General features: G+C 67.7%; 10 protein-coding genes and 1 tRNA gene. 6 read left to right on the top strand and 5 right to left on the bottom strand.

The window, feature by feature from the left end:
• Positions 1 to 15: 15 nt before the first annotated feature.
• The 3 genes from M1248_RS07305 to M1248_RS07295 are packed head-to-tail and all read left to right on the top strand — an operon-like array spanning position 16 to position 6,529.
• Positions 16 to 3,942: a Pls/PosA family non-ribosomal peptide synthetase gene (locus M1248_RS07305; protein ID WP_317147932.1), complete on the top strand. Its 3,927-nt coding sequence runs from the start codon at positions 16 to 18 to the stop codon at positions 3,940 to 3,942.
• Positions 3,939 to 5,276 carry a M1 family metallopeptidase gene (locus M1248_RS07300; protein WP_317147931.1) on the top strand — a complete coding sequence of 446 codons (1,338 nt, stop codon included), beginning with the start codon at positions 3,939 to 3,941 and terminating at the stop codon, positions 5,274 to 5,276. The genes M1248_RS07305 and M1248_RS07300 overlap by 4 nt, the downstream gene beginning before the upstream one ends.
• On the top strand, positions 5,231 to 6,529 hold the full coding sequence (locus M1248_RS07295; RefSeq protein ID WP_410506634.1) for a hypothetical protein: 1,299 nt from the start codon (positions 5,231 to 5,233) through the stop codon (positions 6,527 to 6,529). Before M1248_RS07300 ends, M1248_RS07295 begins: the two co-directional genes overlap by 46 nt.
• Here M1248_RS07295 and M1248_RS07290 read toward each other — a convergent pair.
• Together M1248_RS07290 and M1248_RS07285 are read right to left on the bottom strand one after the other, a co-directional pair.
• Entirely contained in the window at positions 6,509 to 7,111 is a 603-nt protein-coding gene (locus M1248_RS07290) for a TetR/AcrR family transcriptional regulator (protein WP_317147929.1), read from the bottom strand. The two genes, M1248_RS07295 and M1248_RS07290, sit on opposite strands and share 21 nt — an antisense overlap.
• Before the next feature lies 1 nt (position 7,112).
• Positions 7,113 to 8,894, bottom strand: a complete 1,782-nt coding sequence (locus tag M1248_RS07285; protein WP_317147928.1) for an amidohydrolase family protein — start codon at positions 8,892 to 8,894, stop codon at positions 7,113 to 7,115.
• A gap of 109 nt (positions 8,895 to 9,003) precedes the next feature.
• Between M1248_RS07285 and galE the strand changes: the two genes are divergently transcribed.
• Positions 9,004 to 9,981 (top strand): UDP-glucose 4-epimerase GalE, encoded by a 978-nt coding sequence (gene galE / locus M1248_RS07280; protein WP_163731674.1) that lies wholly within the window; start codon positions 9,004 to 9,006, stop codon positions 9,979 to 9,981.
• 5 nt (positions 9,982 to 9,986) lie between these two features.
• On the top strand, positions 9,987 to 11,765 hold the full coding sequence (locus M1248_RS07275) for a hypothetical protein (protein ID WP_317147968.1): 1,779 nt from the start codon (positions 9,987 to 9,989) through the stop codon (positions 11,763 to 11,765).
• 74 nt (positions 11,766 to 11,839) lie between these two features.
• Here the strand turns inward: M1248_RS07275 and M1248_RS07270 are convergent.
• Together M1248_RS07270 and M1248_RS07265 are read right to left on the bottom strand one after the other, a co-directional pair.
• Positions 11,840 to 11,912 (bottom strand) — tRNA-Thr (locus M1248_RS07270).
• An 83-nt stretch (positions 11,913 to 11,995) separates the two neighbouring features.
• Positions 11,996 to 13,219: a DNA polymerase III subunit delta' gene (locus M1248_RS07265; protein ID WP_163731677.1), complete on the bottom strand. Its 1,224-nt coding sequence runs from the start codon at positions 13,217 to 13,219 to the stop codon at positions 11,996 to 11,998.
• A 92-nt stretch (positions 13,220 to 13,311) separates the two neighbouring features.
• Between M1248_RS07265 and M1248_RS07260 the strand changes: the two genes are divergently transcribed.
• A complete protein-coding gene (locus M1248_RS07260) occupies positions 13,312 to 14,925 on the top strand; it encodes an adenylate/guanylate cyclase domain-containing protein (protein ID WP_163731680.1) in 1,614 nt (537 codons plus the stop codon).
• Here the strand turns inward: M1248_RS07260 and topA are convergent.
• Complete coding sequence (topA, locus tag M1248_RS07255; RefSeq protein WP_163731683.1) at positions 14,922 to 17,756, bottom strand: type I DNA topoisomerase; 2,835 nt, start codon at positions 17,754 to 17,756, stop codon at positions 14,922 to 14,924. The genes M1248_RS07260 and topA overlap by 4 nt on opposite strands.
• Between the last annotated feature and the right edge of the window lie 106 nt (positions 17,757 to 17,862).

Here is a 17,862-nt window from a genome sequence, read left to right as displayed (position 1 = left end):
AGTAGTTTTATAGCCGTGACTGGGGATGTTGGGCCCGAAGTACCTCGGCAGTATTTGCTGTCGCGGCATGCCCCCGAGCCCAGAACGCTCATCGACATTCTCTACGAGACTGCCACCCGTCATCCCGACTCGCCTGCCATCGATGACGGCGAGGTTCAGCTCACCTATGCCGAGCTGATCTCCGACATTGAAGACAGTGTCGAGTGGTTGGCCGCCCGCGGGATCGGGCGCGGTGATCGCGTCGGTATCCGGATGCCGTCGGGCAGCTACGCGCTGTACGTGGCGATCCTCGCGACGCTGGCCAGCGGCGCTGCCTACGTTCCGGTCGACGCCGACGATCCCGACGAACGGGCGGACCTGGTGTTCACCGAGGCCAACGTCGTCGCGATCATCACCGAGGCCGGGCTGATCCGCGCGCAGGGTTCCTCGCGGGGGTGGCGCGCCGCGGCTCCGCTCGGGCGCGACGACGCCTGGATCATCTTCACGTCCGGTTCCACCGGAACCCCCAAGGGCGTGGCCGTCACACACCGAAGCGCGGCCGCGTTCGTCGACGCGGAAGCGCGAATGTTCCTGCAGGACAGCCCACTCGGGCCGAACGATCGGGTGCTCGCCGGGCTGTCGGTGGCCTTCGATGCGTCGTGTGAGGAGATGTGGCTGGCCTGGCGGCACGGGGCATGCCTGGTGCCCGCGCCACGTTCGCTGGTGCGCAGCGGCATGGACCTGGGCCCGTGGCTGGTGTCGCGAGACATCACTGTCGTCTCCACGGTGCCGACGCTGGCGGCTCTGTGGCCCGCCGAGGCGCTCGAGGCGGTGCGCCTGTTGATCTTCGGCGGCGAGGCCTGCCCGCCGGAACTGGCCGAGCGGCTCGCTGTCGAGGGCCGCGAGGTGTGGAACACCTACGGACCCACCGAGGCGACCGTCGTCGCATGCGCGGCGCGGCTGCGCGGTTGGGCACCGGTGAGCATCGGGCGTCCGCTCCCGGGTTGGGACCTGGCGGTGGTCGACAGGTCGGGTGTGCCGGTCGCTCTCGGGGAGGTCGGCGAACTGGTGATAGGCGGCGTCGGGCTGGCCCGATATCTGGACCCGGAGAAGGACGCCGAAAAGTACGCACCGATGCCCACCCTTGGATGGAGCCGCGCGTACCGCAGCGGCGACCTGGTTCGCCTCGAAGACGACGGCCTCTACTTCCAGGGGCGCGCCGACGACCAGGTCAAGGTGGGCGGCCGGCGGATCGAGCTGGGCGAGGTCGACTCTGCGCTCGTCCACCTACCCGGCGTCAGCGGCGGCGCGGCCGCGGTGCGGCGCACGGCCAGCGGTACCCCGCTGTTGGTCGGTTACATCGCCAGCGCCGATCCCGCGTTCGATCTCGCTGCCGCCCGCACAACGCTGGCCGAGACGTTGCCTGCCGCGCTCGTGCCGCGTCTGGTGCTCGTCGACGAACTGCCGACGCGGACGTCCGGCAAGGTCGACCGCGACGCGCTGCCATGGCCGCCACCCGGCGAACCCGAGGACGCGGACACACCCGACCTCGGCGGCACGATGGGCTGGGTGGCCGGTCTGTGGCGCGACGTCCTAGCCGCACCCATCGAGGGGCCCGAGGCGGACTTCTTCGCGCTCGGCGGCGGATCTTTGTCGGCCGCCCAGCTGGTGGCCGCCCTACGGCAGCGCTATCCGCAGGTGACCGTGGCGGACCTCTACGACCATCCGCGCCTCGGATCGCTGACCGGGTACCTCGATGAGTTGAAACCGCCACCGCGGGTAGAGACCCGTGTGGTCAAACCGACGCCGTGGCTCTCACAAGCAGTCCAGGTTGCGCTGACGCTCCCGCTGGCCACGCTGACGGCGCTGCAGTGGGTGGTCTGGCTCGCACTGGCCAACAACATCGCCGCGGAGCTGAACCTGGTGCCGTGGACGGCGCCGATCAGCTGGTGGTGGATCCTCGCGGGCTTCCTGCTTTTCGTCACACCGCTCGGCCGGATGGGCATCGCAGTGCTGTTCGCACGGATGCTGCTGTCGGGGCTGGAACCCGGCACATACCGTCGAGGTGGGCCGGAGCATCTGCGGGTGTGGTTCGCCGAGCGTCTCGCCGAAGCCAGCGGTGCGGAGAACCTGGCAGGCGCGCCGTGGCTGGTGTACTACGCGCGCGCGCTCGGGAACAAGGTCGGCAAGGGGGTCGACCTGCACTCGGCTCCACCGGTCACCGGCATGCTCAAGCTCGGTCACCGCAGTTCGGTCGAACCCGAAGTCGACCTGACGGGTCACTGGATCGACGGCGACCAATTCCACGTCGGACGGATCAGCATCGGCAACGACGCCACGATCGGCGCCCGCACGACGTTGCACCCGGGCGCCGTCGTCGGCAAGAACGCCGATGTCGCACCGGGCTCAGGTGTCGTCGGCAAGGTCAAGAACGGTCAGTACTGGAAGGGCTCACCCGCGGTGAAGTCCGGGAAGGCCCGCCATCCGTGGCCGGATCACCGGCCGCACAGGGCACCGGTGTGGGTCGCGGTCTACGGGGCGACGTCGGTGCTGCTCGGCGCGGTTCCGCTGCTGGCGCTCGGTGTCGGTCTCGCCGTGATCGGCTGGGGTGTCCGCGGCGCCGACACCGTGGCGGCGGCCATCGCCCCCGCTGCAGTGTGGACTCCGGCCGCGACCCTGGCCGCCGTGCTGACCTATGCGCTACTGACCATCGTCGGGGTGCGACTGCTCTCCCTGTGGCTCAGCGAGGGTTATCACCCGGTGCGCAGTCGCGTCGGGTGGCAGATATGGGCCACCGAACGACTGATGGATGCCGCACGCAACTACCTCTTCCCCCTGTATGCCAGCCTGCTGACGCCGTGGTGGCTTCGGTTACTCGGCGCGAAAGTGGGTCGTGGCACCGAGATCTCGACCGCGCTGCTTACCCCGAAGTTCACCGTGGTCGAAGACGGTGCCTTTCTGGCCGACGACACCATGGTCGCCTCGTACGAACTCGGTGGGGGCTGGATACACGTCGCGAAGGCGACGATCGGCAAGCGGGCGTTCCTCGGCAACTCCGGCATCACCCAGCCCGGCCGTAAGGTGCCCGACGACGGGTTGGTCGCGGTGCTGTCCGCCGCACCGCACAAGGCCAAGGCCGGATCGTCGTGGCTGGGCAGTCCGCCGGTTCGGTTGCGGCGCAAGCCGACAGCGGCTGACACGCTGCGCACGTTCCACCCGTCGGTACGGCTGAAGATCCTGCGCTCCCTGGTGGAGACGTGCCGGATCGTTCCGCTGATCGTGACGTTCGCAATCGGCGTCGCCGTCCTGCTGACGCTGCAGTGGCTGGCGGTCACCGTCGGTTGGTGGTGGGCGGCGCTGGCAGGCGGCGTCGTCATGCTGACCGCGGGTGCGATCGCGGGCGGTATTGCCGTAGTCGCGAAATGGGTTGTGGTAGGGCGTATCCGGGCCATCGAACATCCGTTGTGGTCCGCGTTCGTGTGGCGCAACGAGGTATCGGACACCTTCGTCGAGACCGTGGCGGCGCCGTGGTTCGCGCGTGCCGCCACCGGAACGCCGGTGATGAACCTGTGGCTGCGGGCGCTCGGCGCGTCGATCGGGCGCGGCGTGTGGTGCGAGACGTACTGGCTGCCCGAGGCCGATCTGGTCACCCTCGGCGGGGGTTCGACGGTCAACCGCGGCTGCGTGGTCCAGACGCACCTCTTCCACGACCGCATCATGCGGATGGACACCGTTGTGCTGGAGGAGGGTGCGACGCTGGGCCCGCACTGTGTCGCGCTACCCGCCGCGCGGATCGGCGCGGGCGCGACGGTCGGCCCGGCCTCCCTGGTGATGCGCGGCGACGAGGTTCCGCCCTCGACCCGCTGGCTGGGCAATCCGATCGCACCGTGGAACCTGTTCCGTAAGAAGCGCGGCGGCAGCCCTGATCCAGCGCCCGAGAAGCCAGAAGACGCCGCCGCGTGACACGGAGCAAGAAGAAGGGACCCCCACCCGTCATCGATCCATACATTCCGGCCAACGGCAATTTCGGCTACCGGGTATCGCGCTACGAACTCGATCTGGAATACAAGGTGGCGATCAACCGACTGACGGGCACAGCCACCATCACCGCCGTGACGCTGGCCGCGCTGCGCAGTTTCACCCTCGACATGTCGCATGCGCTTTCGGTGACCAAGGTGACCGTGAACGGTCGGCGGCCGGCACAGTTCCGGTCATCTCAGAACAAGCTGCACATCGGGTTGGCGGACGCCGTGCCGGCCGGCGCAGCGATGTCGATCGTGGTGCGATACGGCGGTTCTCCGCGGCCGATCCGCTCCCTTTGGGGCGACGTGGGTTTCGAGGAACTCACCGAGGGCGTGCTGGTGGCCGGTCAACCGAACGGCGCGGCCTCCTGGTTTCCCTGCGACGACCACCCCAGCGCGAAGGCGAGCTTCTCCATCCGGATCAGCACCGAGAGTCCGTACTACGCGCTGGCCAACGGCGAGCTGGTGTCCAAGCGGGCGCGGGCCGGGATGACGACCTGGACCTATGAGCAGGCGGAGCCGACGTCTACGTATCTCATGACGCTGCAGATCGGCGTGTACAACAGACACCGATTGGCCAAGAACGGCGTCCCGATGCACGCCCTCCTGCCGGACCGGTTGCGGCGCAACTTCGATCAGGACTTCGCCGACCAGCCGAAGATGATGAAACTGTTCGTCAAGCTGTTCGGCCCGTACCCCCTTGCGACCGGGTACACCGTGGTCATCACCGATGACGACCTCGAGATACCGCTTGAGGCGCAAGGTATCTCGATCTTCGGCGCCAATCACTGCGACGGCCGGGGCAGCTCCGAACGGCTGATTGCGCACGAACTGGCCCACCAGTGGTTCGGCAATTCGGTCACCGCCCAACGTTGGCGGCACATCTGGCTGCACGAGGGCTTCGCCTGCTACGCGGAGTGGTTGTGGTCAGAACACTCGGGCGGCCGCACCGCCGACGAGTGGGCGCACCACTACTACCAGCGGTTGGCGGATTCGTCGCAGGACCTGCTGCTGGCCGACCCCGGCCCGCGCGACATGTTCGACGATCGGGTGTACAAGCGGGGCGCCATCACACTTCACGTGCTGCGCCGTCAAATCGGCGACGAGAATTTCTTTGCGCTGCTTCGTGATTGGACGCAACGTCACCGGCACAGCACGGCCGTCACCGACGACTTCACCGGGCTCGCCTCGAATTACACCAACGAGTCCCTGCGGCCGTTGTGGGCTACATGGCTCTACTCCACGGAACTGCCTTCCCTGGATTTTTCACCGTGACCGATGCCGGCACACCGGGTCCCGTCGCGCGCGCGAGCGTCGCACGGGTCGGCGTGGCAACGGCGCTGTCCGCGCTGTGCGGCTACACGGTGCTGTATCTGGCCGCCCGCGACCTCGAGCCGGTCGGGTTCTCCGTCTTCGGGGTCTTCTGGGGAGCCTTCGGGCTGGTGACCGGCGCGGCGTTCGGCCTGTTGCAGGAGACGACGAGGGAGGTGCGCTCGGCCGGTTACATCGATATCGCCGATGGACCGCGGACCCACGCGATGAGGGTGGCGGCGATGGTCGGCGTGGCGGCGGCCGCGCTGATCGCGGTGAGTTCGCCGCCGTGGTCGGCCCATGTGTTCGCCGATGAACGATGGCTTTCGGTTGCGCTGCTGGCCGGCGGCCTTGCCGGTTTCTGCCTGCACGCCACGCTGCTCGGCATGCTGGCGGGGCTGAACCGCTGGACGGCATACGGGTCGTTGATGGTGACCGACGCGGTACTGCGGGTGATCGTGGCCGTCGCGACGTTCCTGGTGGGCTGGGCCCTGGTCGGATATCTGTGGGCCACAGTGGCCGGGGCGATCGCCTGGCTGATCATGTTGGTCGTCTCCCCCGCCACGCGCGAGGCGGCCAGGCTGCTGACGCCGGGCGGCACGGTTACGTTCCTGCGCGGCGCCTCGCATTCGATCGCTGCCGCGGGGGCGAGTGCGGTTCTGGTGATGGGCTTTCCGGTGCTGCTCAAGGCGACGTCGGGTGACCTGGGTGCGACGGGTGGCGTCGTCATTCTGGCCGTGACGCTCACCCGCGCACCGCTGTTGGTACCCCTGACCGCAATGCAGGGCAATCTGATCGCACATTTCGTCGACCAGCGCACCGAGCGCATGCAGGCGCTGATGAAACCGGCGGCCGCGGTGATCGGGCTGGGTCTGCTCGGCGTGGTGGCCGCCGGAGTCTTCGGACCGTGGCTGCTGCGCAACGCATTCGGCGCCGAGTACCGCGCCGAGGGCGCGCTGCTGGCGTGGCTCACCGCCGCGGCGATCGCGATCGCACTGTTGACGCTGACCGGTGCCGCGACGGTGGCGGCGGCGCTGCACCGGGCGTACTCACTGGGATGGGTCTCGGCGACGGTCGCATCGACGGCACTGTTGTTGCTGCCGTTGGACATCGAGACGCGCACCGTGAACGCCCTGCTGTGCGGGCCGCTGGTCGGAATCGTGGTGCACCTGAGTGCGCTGGCGCGTGCTCGCGCGTCAGTCCTGCCGGATGGGTGATGCGCCGGTGAGCAGCGTCGTGAGCAGCTCGATACGCTTGTCCTCGAGCTCGGGCTGCGGCAGCACCGCACGCACGATCGCCGCACCGTCGAAAGTGTTGGTGAGAATCGCCGTCAGCGCGGCGAACGTATCCTCGGGAAACTGATCGGCACCGGGCAGTGCCCGCGCGGCCTCGTAGATGTTCGCGGCATACTCGGTCAGCACGTCCTGCAGTGTTTCCCTGAGCTTTTCGTCGGTGCGCGCGGCAACGAGCAGCTCGTACATCACGGTGTTGGTGGCGTTGCCTGTGACGTCGCGCAGGACCGTCAGCGCGGCCTCGAGAGCCGGCTCGGTCGACGGTATCTCGGCGACGCGCTTCGAGAACAGGCCGAGTTGGCGCCGCATCACCTCCCGCGCGGTGGCCGCCATGAAGTCGCCCACGGTGGGAAAGTGCCGGAACAGCGCGCCGTCGGAAACACCGGCGCGCCTGGCGATCACGGCCGCCGACGCCCGCGCGTACCCCACCTCGACGATGGTGTCGATGCTGGCGTCGAGCAGTCGGGCGATGGTTTCCTCCCGACGCTGCTGTTGCGTCCTTGCCATCTCAGACAAGCGCTTTCGCGGGCTCGGCCGCACCGGCCCGCAGGAAGCGCCCGGACTTCACTGTCGTGCCGTAGCCCTCACAGAACTCGCCGTCGCGGAACACGACCGTTCCGTTGACCGCCGTCGCCACCACCGTGGCATCGTTACGGTTCACCATGCGGCTCAGTCCGCCGTAGAACGGGACCGTCGACTCGTGGTACGCGTTCACCGATTCGTCGAGGCGCTCAGGATCGATGATGACGAAGTCGGCACGGTCACCTTCGCGCAGGGTGCCTGCGTCGAGGCCGAACCATTCGGCGACCTCGGCGGTGAGCCGGTGCACCGCCCGCTGCGTGGACAGGAAGGGGCGACCCGCCCGCTCGGCGTCGCGGACCCGCTTGAGCAGCCGCAGCGAGAAGTTGTAGAACGCCATGTTGCGCAGGTGTGCGCCGGCATCGGAGAACCCCATGTGGATGGACGGTTCGGCGGCGAGCCTGTCGAGGTACCTGGGCCGGTGGTTCGCGACGATCGTCGTCCATCGCACGTTGCGTTCGCCGTTCTCGACGAGAACGTCGAGGAAGGCATCGAGCGGATGCAGCCCGCGCTCGTCGGCGATCTGACCGAAGCTCTTGCCGATCAGCGTCTGATCGGGGCACTCGACGATCGTGGCGTCGTGGAAGTCTCGGTGCCACAACGACGGTCCGAGCTTCTTGCGGTCGAACGACTTGCGGAACCGGCGGCGGTAGTCGGTGTCGGCCAGCAGCTCGTTGCGTTCGATCTGGTCCCGCAGATGCAGCGCCGCGGTGCCTGCCCCGAACTCTTCGAAGACCGGCAGGTCGATGCCGTCGGAGTACAACTCGAACGGCACCGGCAGGTGCTGGAACCGCACCAGTGAGTCGAGCACCTTGTTGAGCAGCCTCACGCCGGGCCCGAATACGTGCACCGCGCCGGTGGCGGACTTCGCGTCCGCCGAAACCAGCAGGCTCATCCGGACGCCGGGCCGACGGCCGAACCACTTGCTGCTCGTCAGGAAGAACATCAGCGCCGAGACCGGGCTCTTGGTGTTGGGCGCGCTCTGCAGGATGCGGTTGCGCTTGCGCAGGACCGAGATCAGTTTGCGGCGCTCGTGCCAGGTGGCGAAGGTCGACGGCAGCGCCCGCGAACGGAACCGGTCGCCGTCGAGTTTGTCGATGGGGGCGTCCATGCCGGACAGCCCGAGAAGGCCCGCGTCGAGCGCCTTTTCGAGCATCACCATCATGCGGTCGAGTTCGGCCGGGGTCGGCTTCACGCCCTCGGTCGTCGCGCGGTCCAGGCCGAGCACGCTGGTGCGCAGGTCCGAATGTCCGAGCATCGAGCCGATGTTCGGGCCGAGCGGCAGATCGTCGATGGCACGGACGTAGGAGGCCGGGTCGGACCACGTCTTCTTGGCTTCGAGCGCGCCGTGTACGAAGCTGCGGGGCACCGCTTCGACGCGGCTGAACAGATCGGCGGCGTCGTCGGTGTCGGCGTAGACCGTCGACAGCGAGCAGTTGCCGAGCAGCACCGTGGTGACGCCATGGCGTACCGACTCGCGCAGGCCTGGATCGAGCAACACCTCGGCGTCGTAGTGCGTGTGCACGTCGATGAAGCCGGGAACGATCCACTTGCCCGCGGCGTCGATGACGTCCGGGCAGCCCGTCTCGTCGAGGGGTGTGGCGGACACCGTCGCGACGATCCCGTCGCGGATGCCCAGCGATCGCACCTGCGGGGCCGCCCCGGTCCCGTCGAACCACAGGCCGTTGCGAACGATCACGTCAAAGGTCATGTCGGCGAGCGTACAACAGAAAGTGAGTACTCACAATCTTTTCTTGAAGTCCCGGCGAAGCCAGGGGACAGACTCGGCGACGTATTCGCTCTCTAGACTCGGCTCCAACATGACGTGGATGGTGACGGGCGGGGCGGGCTACATCGGGTCACACGTGGTCCGCGCCCTCCAAGACGCCGATATTCCGGTGGTGGTGCTCGACGACCTGTCCTCCGGGCTGGCGCAGTTCGTGCCCGAATCCGTGCCGTTCGTGCGCGGCACCCTGCTGGACGGTGACCTCGTCACGCGGACGCTGCGAGACCACGGTGTCGAGGGCGTCATCCACATCGCCGGCTACAAGTACGCGGGCGTATCCGTCCGCCGACCGCTGCACACCTATGAGCAGAACGTGTCGGCGATGGTGACGCTGCTCAAGGCGATGGACGCCGAGAGCGTCAACAAGATGGTGTTCTCGTCGAGTGCGGCCACCTTCGGCACGCCGGACGTCGACATCGTCACCGAGGACACCCCGACCCGGCCGGAGTCGCCATACGGCGAGACCAAGCTGATCGGCGAATGGCTCCTGCGCGACGCCGGGCGAGCCTCCGGTCTCGAGCACACGAGCCTGCGTTATTTCAACGTGGTCGGCTCGGGTTCGACCGACCTGTTCGACGTGAGTCCGCACAACCTGTTCCCGTTGGTCTTCAACATGCTCTACCGGGGCGAGACCCCACAGATCAACGGCGACGACTATCCGACGCCGGACGGCACGTGTGTGCGCGACTACATCCATGTCGCCGATCTGGCGCTGGCTCACGTCGCCGCCGCGAAACGGCTGACGGCCGGCCAGCCGGTCGAACCCGTCTACAACCTCGGCAGCGGCGACGGCACATCCGTGCGCGAGATCATGACGGCGATCCGGGAAGCGACCGGAATCGAGTTCGAACCGATCATCAAACCCCGACGCCCCGGCGATCCCGCCCGCATCGTCGCGGCAGGCGATCTGGCCGCCCGGGACCTGGACTGGAAGATGCGGCATTCGCTCGGCGAGATGGTGTCTTCCGCGTGGGCGGCGCGCAGCCAAGCCGGCGACACATATCCGGCGTGAAAAGGATTACCGGGCAAGGCAACTGGGTCGTCCGCGCCGCTGTCACGCTGATCGCGGTGCAACTGGTCGTTCGCGCGGTGCTCGCGTTCAGCGGCTACTTCTACTGGGACGACCTGATCCTCATCGGCCGGGCGGGCACCCAGAATCTCCTCTCGCCGGGCTACCTGTTCGACGACCACGACGGCCATGTCATGCCCGCGGCGTTCCTCGTCGCCGGCGGGATCACTCGCCTGGCGCCGCTGCAATGGTTCCTGCCGGCACTCAGCCTCATTGTGCTGCAGCTGCTGGCGTCGCTCGCGCTGCTACGGGCACTGCACGTGATTCTCGGCTGGCGGCCGGTCCTGTTGGTGCCGTTGACGTTCGCACTGTTCACGCCGATGGCTGTCCCCGGCTTCGCGTGGTGGGCGGCGGCATTGAACTCCCTTCCCATGCTGGCGGCGCTGGCGTGGGTGTGCGGGGACGCCGTGCTGCTGGTGCGCACCGGCAATAAGCGCTATGCCGTGACGGGTCTGCTGGTGTTCGTCGGCGGTCTGCTGTTCTTCGAAAAGGCCGCCGTCATCCCGTTCGTCGCGTTCGCCGTAGCGGCGCTGCTGGCATACGTCACCGGCACGGGATCTCCGATGACGGTGTGGCGCAGCGGTGTTCGGTTGTGGGTCTCGTCGCTGGCGGTGACGGCCGCATGGATCGCGGTGTACCTCGCCGTCGTCGACCAGAAGCGATGGACCCTCGACTGGTCGATGACGTGGGATCTGCTGGCCCGGTCGGTGACGCACGGCATCGTGCCCGGACTCGTTGGTGGACCGTGGGATTGGCAGCGGTGGGCACCTGCATCGCCGTGGGGTACGCCGCCGGTGACCGTGATGGTGCTGGGCTGGGTGGTGCTGGCGGCCGTGGTCGCGCTGACCGTCGTTCGCAAGCGGCGCATCGGTGCGGTGTGGCTGGTGGCGGTCGGGTACGCGGTGGCCTGTCAGATACCTATCTACCTGATGCGGTCGTCGCAGTTCACCGCGCTCGAGTTGGCGCAGACGCTGCGATACCTGCCCGATCTCGTCGTCGTGCTGGCGCTGCTGGCGGCCGTCGGGCTGTGCGCGCCCAACCGCGAGGGAACCGAGTGGCTGGACGCCTCCCGCGCCCGGACGGGCGTGATCGTCGTTGCGGTAACGGCATTCGTGGCCAGCAGCCTGTATTCGACGGCGACGTTCCTGACCAGCTGGCGCGACAACCCGGCACAGCCGTATCTGCAGAACGCCGAGGCGGGCCTGGCCGCGGCCGCGCAAAGGTCCAGCGCGGCGATGCTCGATCAGGAGGTCGACCCGCTGGTGCTGCAGCGGGTGGTCGGACCCGAGAACCTGGCCAGCCACATGTTCGCGCTGCTGCAGGACAGGCCCGAATTCGGATCGGCGACAACCGACTTACGCATGCTGGACAGCTCAGGGCGGCTGGTCGACGCAAAAGTCACGTGGGTGCGCAGCATCGTCGAGGGACCGCAGCCGCAGTGCGGCTATCTCGTTCAGCCGGATTTTCCCGTACGCATGCCGCTGGACGGTCCGTTGCTGCCCGCCGACTGGACCGCCGAGATCAACTACCTGGCCAACAGCGATGGATCGCTGACGATGTCGCTGACCGAAGGGGTCGAGGTGAAGGTGCCGGTGCACCCGGGGCTGAACCGCGTGTTCGTCCGACTGCCCGGCGCGGGTGACGCGATCGACGTGAGCGCCAACACCGCGGCGTTGTCGGTGTGCATCGCGTCGGGACCGGTCGGATTCGTGGCGCCCACGTCTTGACCAACACGAATTGTGCACATTCAGGAGCGCCTACCGCTCGCGATTGTGCACAAATCACACGCGGGGAGTTCTTGAGCCACCTAGGAGAATCGAACTCCTGACCTATTCATTACGAGTGAATCGCTCTACCGACTGAGCTAAGGTGGCGCGCCCCTGGCCGATGAGCGCTTGCGCGAAGAGCATCAACACGGGCGGCACGAGTCTACGACAGGGCGCACCGCGCTCCCAAGTCAGTCGCGCAGTGCCTGCCCCACCGTGGCCACCATCGCGTCGACCGCGAACTTCGGCTTCACGTTCATGTCCAGGGCCTCTCGGCACTCCAGCACCGCCTCGATGCAGCGCAGCAGCTTGTCCGGCGGCGCATGGGCGGCCATCGCGGCCACCCGCTCACCCATGTCGGGGTGGTTCGGTTGAATGGCGCCCGCGCCAGAGGACACCAGCAACGCATCGCGGAAATAGGTGGCCAGGTCGATCAATGCCCGGTCGAGCGCGTCGCGCGACGCCCGCGTCTTACGCGACTTCTGCCGTCGCTCAAGATCTTTGAGCGCACCGGTCGCACCACGCATCGTGCCCGCGGTGCCCTTGCCCGTCCCACCGGCGCCCAAAGCGGTGCGCAGCTCCTCGGCCTCGGTCTCGTTGCGGTCGACGGTCAGCGACACCGCCTCCGCCTCGGCCGCGGCGACCAGTTCCTCAGCCGCGGCATATGCCCGCGACGGCGTCGCGGCGTCGCGGGCCAGCCCCAGCGCCCGCTGACGGCGGTCACGCGCCTCCTGGTCGACGGCCAGCCGCCGCGCCCTGCCGACATGTCCCCCGCTGACCGACGCCGCCCACCGGGCGTCGTCCTCGGCCAGACCATCGTTCTCGATCAGCACCTGCGCGATGGCGTCGACCGGCGGCGTCACCAGTGCCACATGCCTGCACCGGGACCTCAGCGTGATCGCGATGTCCTCGGGGTCCACCGACGGTGCGCAGAGCAGGAACACCGTCGACGGCGGCGGCTCCTCGACGACCTTGAGCAGCGCATTCGCCGCACCCTCGGTCAGCCGGTCGGCATCCTCGATCAGCACCACCTGCCAGCGTCCCGTCCCCGGCCGCCGCGACGCGATCTGCACGATGGCGCGCATCTCGTCCACCCCGATGGACAAGCCCTCGGGCACGATTCGCCGCACATCGGCGTGGGTGCCGGCCATCGCCGTCGTACAGGCGCGGCACTCCCCGCAGCCCGGAACGCCGTCACTGGTGCACTGCAGGGCAGCGGCAAAGCACAACGCGGCGATCGATCGGCCCGACCCGGGCGGCCCGGTGATCAGCCACGCGTGTGTCATGGACCCGGCGGCCGGGTCCGCGCCGGAACCACCACTGTGAGCCGAATCACCGCGCGCGGCCTGCGCGGCGGCGATCAACTCGGCTTCCACGGCGTGCTGACCCACCAGACGCGAAAAGACACCCGTCATCGCGGATAACAGTAGTGCTGCGAAGCGACACGTCCGTCCCACAGGGCTCATTTGCGCCTTTTCCCGTCCCCGTCGACCGATACGGTTGATCAGTGACCACTGGGGCCATACCCGTCAGGCGAATCGGCGCATTCGTCCGCTGGGTCGCGCGCACACCGTGGCCGGTGTTCACCCTCGGGATGCTGCAGGCCGACATCATCGGCGCGCTGCTGGTCCTGAGCTTTCTGCGGTTCGGCTTGCCGCCCGAGGACCGCATCCAGCTACAGGACCTGCCTGCGTTCAACCTGGCGGTGTTCCTGGGCTTTTTGTTCGTCTCGTTCACGACCGCGTCGTACCTGAGCCTGCGGCTCCTCATCCCGGTGATCCGCTGGCAACGCCGGGACACGCTGCTGACCGATAGCGACCCGGCCGTCACCGAGCTGGCCCGTGTTCGCGCGCTGAAGATGCCCTACTACCGCACGATGATCAACGTCGCGAACTGGCTGCTCGGGTCGGTGGTGTTCATCGTCGCCAGCTGGCCGGTGGCCAGCAGGTCGGCGCCGGTCGTGGCCGTCGCCAGCGGCCTCGGCGCCACAGCGACGGCGATCATCGGGTATCTGCAGTCCGAGCGGGTGTTGCGGCCGGTCGCCGTGGCCGCCCTGCGCGGCGGCGTCCCCGAGAACTTTCGCGCGCCCGGCGTGATCCAGCGCCAGGTCATGACGTGGGTGTTGTCGACCGGAGTGCCGATCCTCGCGATCGTGCTGGCTCTGGTGGCCAGCAAGTTCGAGGTGCTCACCGCACCCGCCGACAAGCTGACCACGCCGATCCTGCTGCTGGCCATCGCCGCGCTGATCATCGGCCTGTTCGGCACCGTGCTGGTGGCCATGTCGATCGCCGACCCGCTGCGCCAGCTGCGCTGGGCGCTGGGTGAGGTGCAGCGCGGCAATTACAACGCCCACATGCAGATCTACGACGCCAGCGAGCTGGGCCTGCTGCAGGCGGGGTTCAACGACATGGTCCGTGACCTCGCCGAGCGGCAGCGGCTGCGCGACCTGTTCGGCCGCTACGTCGGCGAGGACGTCGCCCGGCGGGCGCTGGAGCGCGGAACCGAACTCGGCGGCCAGGAACGCGACGTCGCCGTGCTGTTCGTCGACCTCGTCGGCTCGACAGAGCTGGCGGCGACCATGCCCGCAGGCGAAGTCGTCAATCTGCTCAACGACTTCTTCCGGGTGGTCGTCGACACCGTGAACCGCCATGGCGGGTTCGTCAACAAGTTCCAGGGCGACGCGGCCCTCGCGATCTTCGGAGCCCCGATCGAGCACCCCGATGCGTGCGGGGCAGCGTTGGCGGCCTCACGCGAGTTGCACGACGAGGTCATCAAGGTGCTCGACCAAACCGAGTTCGGTATCGGGGTGTCGGCCGGCCGCGCGATCGCCGGGCACATCGGCGCGCAGGCGCGTTTCGAGTACACCGTGATCGGCGATCCGGTCAACGAGGCGGCGCGGCTGACCGAATTGGCCAAGCTGGAGGCGGGTCATGTGCTCGCATCGGCCATCGCGGTCAGCGGTGCTCTCGACGCGGAAGCCCTGTGCTGGGACGTCGGCGAGATCGTCGAACTGCGCGGGCGCGTGGCCCCGACCCAGCTGGCCCGGCCGCTGAACCTGGTGACCCCGGAGGAGGCCGCCGCAGATCGTGAGGCCCTCGTCGAGGAACCCCGGCCCAGTTAGGCCTTCTTGGCCGCCTTCTTGGCGGGAGCTTTTTTCTTCGCGGCCTTCTTGGTCGCTTTCTTCTTGACCGGTCCCCTGGCCCTGCGGTCGGCAAGCAACTCTGCGGCCCGCTCGTCGGTCAGCGACATCACATCGTCACCCTTGCGCAGGCTGGCGTTGGTCTCACCGTCGGTGACGTAAGGCCCAAATCGACCGTCCTTGATCACCATTGGGCTGCCGCTGGCGGGGTCATTGCCGAGCTCGCGCAGCGGCGGCGCCGAAGCCCGTTGTCCACCACGGCGTTTCGGCTCCGAGTAGATCTTCAGCGCCTCATCGAGCGTGATGTCGAACATCTGCTCTTCGGTGGTAAGCGAACGAGAGTCGGTGCCGCGCTTGAGATATGGCCCATAGCGGCCGTTCTGCGCAGTGATCTCCTCGTTGGTGTTCGGGTCCACCCCGACCACGCGCGGCAACGACAACAGCCGCAGCGCGTCCTCCAACGTCACCGTCTCCAGATCCATCGTGCGCAGCAGCGAGCCGGTGCGCGGCTTCGGACCCGTCGGCTTCTTGGTCTTCTTCGCACCCGACCCCGCGCCGTCGTCAGGAGGCTCCGGCGGTGCGGGCAGCACCTCGGTGACGTACGGGCCGTAGCGACCGTCCTTCGCGACGATCTCGTGTCCGGTCGCCGGGTCGACACCCAGAGACCGGCCCTCTTGCGGTGTGGAGAAGAGCTTTTCGGCAAGTTCGAGCGTCAGCTCGTCTGGCGTCAGCTCGTCCTTGAGGTTGGCGCGCTGCGGCTTGAGCTCCCCAGCCTCGCCCTCCTCGTCGGCCACCATGCGCTCGAGATACGGCCCGTTCTTGCCGACCCGGACGTAGATCGGGCGGCCCTGGTCGTCGTCGAATAGCTTGATGGAGTTGACTTCTCGGGCATCGATACCCTCGAGGTTCACGCCCACCAGCTTCTTGAGACCACCCGAGCGTGCGATCGAGTCGGCCACCCCATGCTCGCCGCCGAAGTAGAAGTTCGTCAGCCAGTTGGTCCGCTGCTCGTTGCCCGCGGCGATCTCGTCGAGCTCATCCTCCATGGCCGCGGTGAAGCCGTAGTCGACCAACCGCCCGAAGTGCTGTTCGAGCAGACCGGTGACGGCGAACGCCACCCACGACGGCACCAGGGCGCTGCCCTTCTTGTGCACGTAGCCGCGGTCCTGAATCGTCTTGATGATCGAGGAATACGTCGACGGCCTACCGATACCGAGGTCTTCCAGCGCCTTGATCAGCGACGCCTCGGTGTAGCGAGCGGGCGGCGACGTGGTGTGACCGTCGGCGGTGAGCTCCCTGGCGTCGACGCGCTGGCCTTGCTCTAGATTCGGCAGCCGGCTCTCGGCGTCGTCGGCCTCACCGCCTGCCTGGTCGTCGATGCTCTCGACGTAGGCCTTCAGGAAGCCCGCGAACGTGATGGTGCGGCCGCTGGCGCTGAACACGACCTGGTGTTCGGAAGACTGAGCCCCGCCCAATGTCGCCGCCGGGGCGGCTCCGGCAATGCGCAGCGACAGCGTCGTGCCTCGGGCGTCGGCCATCTGCGACGCGACGGTGCGCTGCCAGATCAGCTCGTAGAGCCGGAACTCATCGGTGTCCAGTTGCGCGTGCAGCTGTCCGGGAGTCTGGAACACGTCGCCCGCGGGACGGATGGCCTCGTGCGCCTCCTGGGCGTTCTTGACCTTGCGGGTGTACTGCCGCGGCGACGGGTGCACGTATTCCTGGCCGTACAGCTGGGTGGCCTGATTCCGTGCGGCATTGATGGCCGACTGCGACAGCGTGGTCGAGTCGGTACGCATATAGGTGATGTAGCCGTTCTCGTAGAGCCGCTGCGCGATGCTCATCGTGCGCTCCGAGGAGAACCGCAGCTTCCGGCCGGCCTCTTGCTGCAGCGTCGACGTCATGAACGGCGCGTAAGGCTTACGGGTGTAAGGCTTCTGCTCGACGGATGACACCTCGAGTTGGGCGCCACGCAGTCCGGTGGCCAGCGCGCCGGCCGCGGACTCGTCGAGCACGAGCACCTCGTCGGGCTTCTTGAGCCCGCCAAGGGAGTCGAAGTCGCGGCCGGTGGCGATGCGACGACCGTCGACGGAGTTCAACTTGGCCGTGAACGTGGGCGGCGACGCCTGCGGGTTGGACACACTGGCGTCGAGCTCGGCCGTCACATCCCAGTAGCCCGCGCTGCGGAACGCCATGCGCTCCCGTTCGCGCGACACGATGATGCGGGTCGCGACGGACTGCACACGACCGGCCGACAGCTTGGGCGCGACCTTCTTCCACAGCACCGGGCTGACTTCATATCCGTACAGCCGGTCCAGGATGCGCCGGGTCTCCTGCGCGTCGACCAGGTCGATGTCCAGGTCGCGGGGGTCCTCGGCCGCGGCGCGGATGGCCGGTTCGGTGATCTCGTGGAACACCATCCGTTTGACCGGGATGCGCGGTTTCAGCGTTTCCAGCAGGTGCCACGCGATGGCCTCGCCCTCGCGATCGCCGTCTGTGGCCAGATAGAGCTCGTCGACGTCCTTGAGAAGGTCTTTCAGCTCCGCGACAGTGCTCTTCTTCTCCGGGCTGATGATGTAGAGCGGCTCGAAGTCGGCGTCGACATTGACTCCGAGGCGGGCCCACGACTCCGACTTGTACTTCGCGGGTACGTCGGCGGCCGCCCTCGGCAGGTCGCGGATGTGCCCCCGCGACGACTCGACGATGTAATTGGAGCCCAGGTAACCGGCTATCTTACGAGCCTTGGTCGGCGACTCGACTATGACGAGTCGCCGCACATTACCGTTGCGGCCGCTACTGCCGTCCCCGTCTGCCACCAGTGCCTTCGCTCCACTCTTTTCTTCGCCTACAACGCCCGATTACGCGCTCAATATGCGTCAAGGCCTCGTCGGCAACTGACAATTTCGCATTCTGCGCGGGCCG

This window comes from Mycobacterium sp. 29Ha, from assembly GCF_032883055.1.
Lineage (GTDB): Bacteria > Actinomycetota > Actinomycetes > Mycobacteriales > Mycobacteriaceae > Mycobacterium > Mycobacterium gallinarum.
This window is presented reverse-complemented; position numbering and strand designations above follow the sequence as displayed.